General features: G+C 66.7%; 2 protein-coding genes. One reads left to right on the forward strand and one right to left on the reverse strand.

The features are described 5' to 3' along the window. Positions 1 to 726: nuclease/transposase family protein (locus ACY34I_RS40515; RefSeq protein ID WP_462760849.1), on the reverse strand; the 726-nt coding region annotated here is incomplete at its 3' end. Positions 727 to 749: 23 nt separating this feature from the next. Here ACY34I_RS40515 and ACY34I_RS40520 point away from each other — a divergent pair. Next, positions 750 to 919 (forward strand): transposase (locus ACY34I_RS40520; protein ID WP_462760850.1); only part of this gene is annotated, 170 nt, incomplete at its 3' end.

Here is a 919-nt window from a genome sequence, read left to right on the forward strand (position 1 = left end):
AGCCTTCAACAGCCGCTTGGCGGATTTGGTGCCGATGCGCTGAGGTTTGGCCCGTAGCCGCTGGTTGCGATGCCGCACCCGGTTGAGAGCCTTGCCGGAGTGCCGGGTCCCGTCGTCGGTGGTGGTGGCGATGTTCGCGATACCCAGGTCCACACCGAGGAACCCCTCAGGCTCCTTCACCTCCACATCAGGGATGTCGCACGTGGCGTACAGAAACCACTTGCCGTCACGGTGCACCAGGTCGGACTCGCCCTTTCGGTGGGCGGACAGCACCGCGTACTGCGCATCGGAGCAGCCGAATCGGATGCCGGCCTGCCGGCCCGCGGTGGTCCAGATGGAGACCGTGCGGGACCGGATCTGCCAGGACAGGCAGCGGTCGTCGAACGGTTGCGCGGCGTCGCGGCGGAACCGGATCGGCTTTCCCTCGGCGTTGCGGCGGCGTTTCGACCCGGGTTTGCCGAGGTTGCCGGCACGGATGTTGGCGTTCAGGGTGGCGTACGCGCCAGCGACCTTGCGGGCGACGTGGATCGCCGGCTGAGCCGACAACCCCATCGCCTTCAACCGGCCGTAGGTGAGCCGCTGCAACGCCTGCTTGCCGAACACCCGAGACCGGAACGCCTCGCCGGAAACCAGGTTCGCGGCCTCGTTGCACAAGGTCAGCGTGTCCCGCAACGCCGCCTCCTGGCCGGCGTCGGGAAACAGCCGTACCTGCACGACCAGTTTCACGTCCACAGTATACCGTCGGGTCTATGTCACCCCGATGGACCCCAGACCCTGATATTCGGCGAGGCCGCAGCGTTGTCCACGACCTGCACGTGCATCTTGTCTTCGTCACCAAGTCCCGGCGGGACGTGCTCAACGACGCGATACTCACCCGGTGCGGGCAGATCATGGCCGACGTGTGCGCCAAACTCGGCGG

The sequence above is a fragment of the Micromonospora sp. RTBAU3-60 genome, from assembly GCF_054963695.1.